This is a genomic window from Cuspidothrix issatschenkoi CHARLIE-1 (assembly GCF_002934005.1).
Lineage (GTDB): Bacteria > Cyanobacteriota > Cyanobacteriia > Cyanobacteriales > Nostocaceae > Cuspidothrix > Cuspidothrix issatschenkoi.
This window is the reverse complement of sequence record NZ_PGEM01000159.1, coordinates 1-4,381: the sequence shown is the minus strand read 5'-3', so window position 1 is coordinate 4,381 and position 4,381 is coordinate 1. Positions and strand designations below refer to the sequence as shown.

The following is a 4,381-nucleotide window of genomic DNA, read 5'->3' as shown; positions in this document are numbered from 1 at the left end:
GCAGTTCAATTACTTTCTTGTCCGTTCGCTCTGCGGATCGGCGGACAAGAAATAACCCAAACCACCATAAGAAACAGATAACACCTGGCACGATAACAGGAGCATAATGTTCAGCTTTAACGCTACTGATATATAACGCTATTGGCTCTCTCTCTACATCACTTGCACCATAGCCATACTCATAACCAATTCGCCCCTTGTTGATGTTAAGGGAAGACATAAGTTGATTAATGCTATCTTGATTACTAGCACTTTCATAATACCGCTCTGAAAAGCCATTACTTTGACCTTGCTCAATCGCTATTTTATAGCGATACGCAAGACTATCAGCAAACAATACTTTCTCATACGCTTGACTTAAACCAAAGCACATTATGAAAGCTACTAAAATAAAGCTCAAAATAGACCATTTAAAGCCCCATCGTGCTACATAGATAGATAGGATAACCCCAAACACCAAAATAAGCGTAAAAAGGCAATTAATGCCATTTAAAAACCCAAAGTCCATATTATCGACTGAACCCCCTCGAAATTGTTTGTCCTAAACTCTTATTTCTCTCTAACAAACTAGATACATCATCACGATTAAATGCACCTAATGACTTGGCTCGTGCCTTATTGCCACCTTGCTCATAAGTAATATTGCCTGTGCTTGTCATTCGACTAATCGTGATACCTTTCTGTTGTAACGCTCGCTCAAAATCATCTTTGCTTTTGATGTTCTTGTCTTTCCATATATCTTGCAAGTCCTGTCGGAGCGTATCTTTCCACGATTTAGCAAGATAATTCTCATCAGTTTTCTTGTTCGTTGGTTGTATGCCAGCGTGTCTTTCACGCTCATTCTTGATAGCCTTGCTTTGGTCTAATGTGCGTAACCCATATTTCTTACAAATTTCATCGTTAAGGCGGTATAAATCTTTAGTTAGAATGTCAGCACCTTTTGACACTTCAAGGCTCTTAGCGTTTGAAATTCGCAATTTTTTGCCTGTTTCTGAATTAACAGAGTTAATAATCAAGTGATTGTGTAAATTATCGGTATCGTTGTGAGTTTCAACTACAACTTGATACCCTTTTTTCGCAAACACTTCTGCCAGTTCCTTGCCCATTTCGTGAATATCTTCCGCATTGTAAGATTGTTCGCCATGCTCATTGTCAAAAGATTGGACTATCCAATAATATTGCCTACCCTCTGTCTTATCAAAAAGCTCCTTTGTTAGTTGCATATCTTCCGCCCATTCCTCAGGGCGATCAATATTGAATGTGGAGCATTCAACATTTCGCCCGTCACGTTCTAGGTAATCTTTAGCACCACCAAGAGAAGCCTTTCCGTTACTATTTCTAACTTTCAAAACTGCCATCATCTTAACTCCTTCAAAATCTCCGATAAGATAACTTTTGTTTCTGAAATTTCACGGAGCAAATTCATTCGGCTATTTTCTAAATTCTCTTTTACCTTTAATAGCTCTTCAAGTGAAATTAAATTATCTGGATATTGAGCAATGTAATTTAAAAAATCTCTGTTCAATTTCACTTGATAATTTCCTAATTTTGCCAAGTTAGAATTTAAAATTTTGAATTGTGAAATCGGTAAATCTTTGATGATTTTAGGAGGTCTATTCTCAATTAAATTTCTTACAAATTCACTCATATTTTGATTTGTAATTTCAGAAAAATACTTCAGCTGGTCGAACTCTTTTTCTGTCATTCTGACCTTAACTAATTTCGTTTTAATTTCGCTCATGGTTGTGTATCCTCTCCAGGGGTTCAAAGGGGACATAGTCCCTTTTGCAAGACGTGTCTTGGTCACTTTGTGGCCACAGACGCGTGTCTTGCAACTATCTAATAATGTGGTGCTAGAACTCGCTCTCTCGATTATAGCATATCCACTTATTAAGTTCATTATTAGATAGTTCTGTCTCTCCTGTTTGTTCATTGATCAACAGGATAGACTTTGATTATTTACCAATCAATATTGGTGAATAATCAACTCTATTTTATCTTCTAATTTTAATTACATTAGAACGATAAAATTCTGTTCATTCTCATTTAAAGAATGGGCAGAAAATAGAAAAAAGGACACTATAATTAGTGTCCTTTTTAGCTACCGCCCTTCGGTTGCTCACTCGATATTTTTGTACACCAATCTCCAAAGATTGCTTATCAAAAATCTCAAGTCCAATATTAACTATTCCACCATTTCAAAACTGTATGTCTAGATAAACCAAGTTCACGCTCACACTCAATTTTTTTACCTTGTGGATTATCTATTCTCCATTGTTTTACTAACTGTTCTTTAATAGGACGTCCATTTCCCTCTCGCCAATCAGATTTTCCTTTTTGTTTCATTCTGATATCACGTATACCTCTAGCAATTTCTAAATGCTCTTTTTGAGTTAAATAATTTCGCTTATTGGGTGGCATAGGAATAGCCGATACTAATGCTAACTTATCTCTGCCCCAAGTTTTAAAATTCTCACGATAGCCATGCAACGCACATAACGCATCTTCTTCCGTAAATCTAGATTTTGGATCAGCGTCGTCAGACAGCTTGTCCAAAATCGGAACTAACGCTAATGCATCTCGTTTCAGTTCTTCTTCTGAAACATCGCATTTAATGGCAAAAATCGCTAAGCACATCAAACAGAAATAACGGTGTCCATAGGTCGCATTTTCAATAATCTTCCCTTTCCACCAGTCATATAAATCTCGTTTTACACTCCACTTGCTCGATTTCCCTTGATTAATACGATATTCATACCATTCGGGCCACAGCTTTTTAGCCGTGTCTTTAGGGACTGTATCACGTTCCGTCATATCAATTCTATACTCGTCCCACTCTTTGAGTTTTGGTATCCATGATACTAACTCTTCAATCGTATAATGCTCATCACTAAAGCGATAGGCTCGAACTGGGTAACGTTTCCCCATTTTACTTGCTGAGCCTACCATACGAAAACCTTGCAAGCAGTACTGAAATTGTATCTTCTCAATATTAGAGGTGTAGCGGTTCCAGATGAGTTTCGTCATGCCCTCTTTGAGTTTATTGAGCTTCCTTATATTGTTCATCGTTGCTCGAATAGGTGTCTCTAACACATAGTACAAATGCAGTCCATGACCGCTTAACACTACAAAGGTAGCCTTTGGAATATTCGTACCTTTCCGCATAAATTGCATTACCATGCGTAGCTCTTTAATTTCTTGTCCGTCTAAATCAAACACAAGTGCGTGGATCATACTCGCATTTTCATTCTTCGTGTTCTTCCCAATAAAGCTGGCACTCCGAATATAGACATCTTCCTTTCCATACCAATTCGGAATTTCGGCTAAGTCATCAAAAATAAGCTGATGCCAATGATGTCCTTCTTCGTTCTTATAGATGAGCATACCATTCCCTGCTTTACGCTCTGTATTGCCTTGTTCTTGGAATGAACCTACTGGAAAGATTTCACGATAAAAGTCTAATGGCTCTACTTCTTCGTATTCATTCTCTTGAAACCACTCTACTTTAGCTTTATATAATTGCTTTTCTGTTAATTTCTTAGTAGCCATTTCGTATCCCCTATACCGACTTATATTATCAATATATTTTTTGCACATTTTTAAATAAATAAAAATCTAGGGATAATATCCCCTATACCGACTTATATTATCAATATATTTTTTGCACATTTTTAGTATACCAATCACGACTTATATTATCAATGAGTTTTTTTTACACATTTTAATGTACCCACGATATAGAGAAATAACATTCATGGCTTAACGTATGTCTATCAAAGATTGACATAGTTAAGCCATGAATTAAGATTAGTACATCGCTTTGAATTACTGCTATAATTTAATCGTTGCTTGCCCCATACTGGCAACAGAAAGGGGGTGCATGAATGTTAGTAGATATTTTCACTTCTTTTATAGTATCTGTCATAGCAGGTATAACTTGCCACTATATCTGTAAATGGCTCGACAGATAACTAGCCAAGCAACGAGCCGAAAATAAAAAAGCACGGAGTCCCTAGCTCCGTGCTTTTTTTTGCGTGCATACATGTTAGATGTATCTTCACTTCTTTTGCCTAACTATAGTATATCACAATTTACTAAATACGCATTAATCGTTTTCGTTCGTCAATGTCTGACGATTTAGCTACAAGCTTTTCAGATAGCTTTTCTTTCTCTATTTTCAGCCCACTCACTTCTAAAGAAAGTTTTGCTTTTACATTCCGCAACTCACACAACTTATTCTCTGATTTTCTAATCTCTTCTAATAAATCAGCACTTTTACATTTCAATGTGTCTGGGTCGAAAGCATTAATAATGCGTTCCTGTTGTTTCCGTCTTTCGTCTAAGTGTTGAGTTATCTGTTCCAACTTCTCAACTTCCGTAC

At 36.7% G+C, this 4,381-nt stretch carries 5 protein-coding genes; all 5 read right to left on the bottom strand.

The window, feature by feature from the left end; translation table 11 throughout:
* On the bottom strand, positions 1-508 hold a 508-nt coding region (locus CUN59_RS22785; protein WP_207765444.1), incomplete at its 3' end, for a hypothetical protein.
* A 1-nt stretch (position 509) separates the two neighbouring features.
* Positions 510-1,358, bottom strand: a complete 849-nt coding sequence (locus CUN59_RS22780; RefSeq protein WP_104389212.1) for a relaxase/mobilization nuclease domain-containing protein — start codon at positions 1,356-1,358, stop codon at positions 510-512.
* Positions 1,358-1,741 carry a plasmid mobilization protein gene (locus CUN59_RS22775; protein ID WP_104389210.1) on the bottom strand — a complete coding sequence of 128 codons (384 nt, stop codon included), beginning with the start codon at positions 1,739-1,741 and terminating at the stop codon, positions 1,358-1,360. The genes CUN59_RS22780 and CUN59_RS22775 overlap by 1 nt, the downstream gene beginning before the upstream one ends.
* A gap of 440 nt (positions 1,742-2,181) precedes the next feature.
* Positions 2,182-3,549, bottom strand: a complete 1,368-nt coding sequence (locus CUN59_RS22770) for a bifunctional DNA primase/polymerase (protein WP_104389211.1) — start codon at positions 3,547-3,549, stop codon at positions 2,182-2,184.
* 545 nt (positions 3,550-4,094) lie between these two features.
* A partial coding sequence (locus tag CUN59_RS22765) for a hypothetical protein (RefSeq protein WP_207765443.1) occupies positions 4,095-4,381 on the bottom strand: 287 nt, incomplete at its 5' end.

Bases quoted from the DNA above. Each gene is read 5' to 3' on its own strand.
- CUN59_RS22780 (WP_104389212.1), bottom strand. From the start codon at position 1,358: ATGGCAGTTTTGAAAGTTAGAAATAGTAACGGAAAGGCTTCTCTTGGT.
- CUN59_RS22770 (WP_104389211.1), bottom strand. From the start codon at position 3,549: ATGGCTACTAAGAAATTAACAGAAAAGCAATTATATAAAGCTAAAGTA.
- CUN59_RS22775 (WP_104389210.1), bottom strand. From the start codon at position 1,741: ATGAGCGAAATTAAAACGAAATTAGTTAAGGTCAGAATGACAGAAAAA.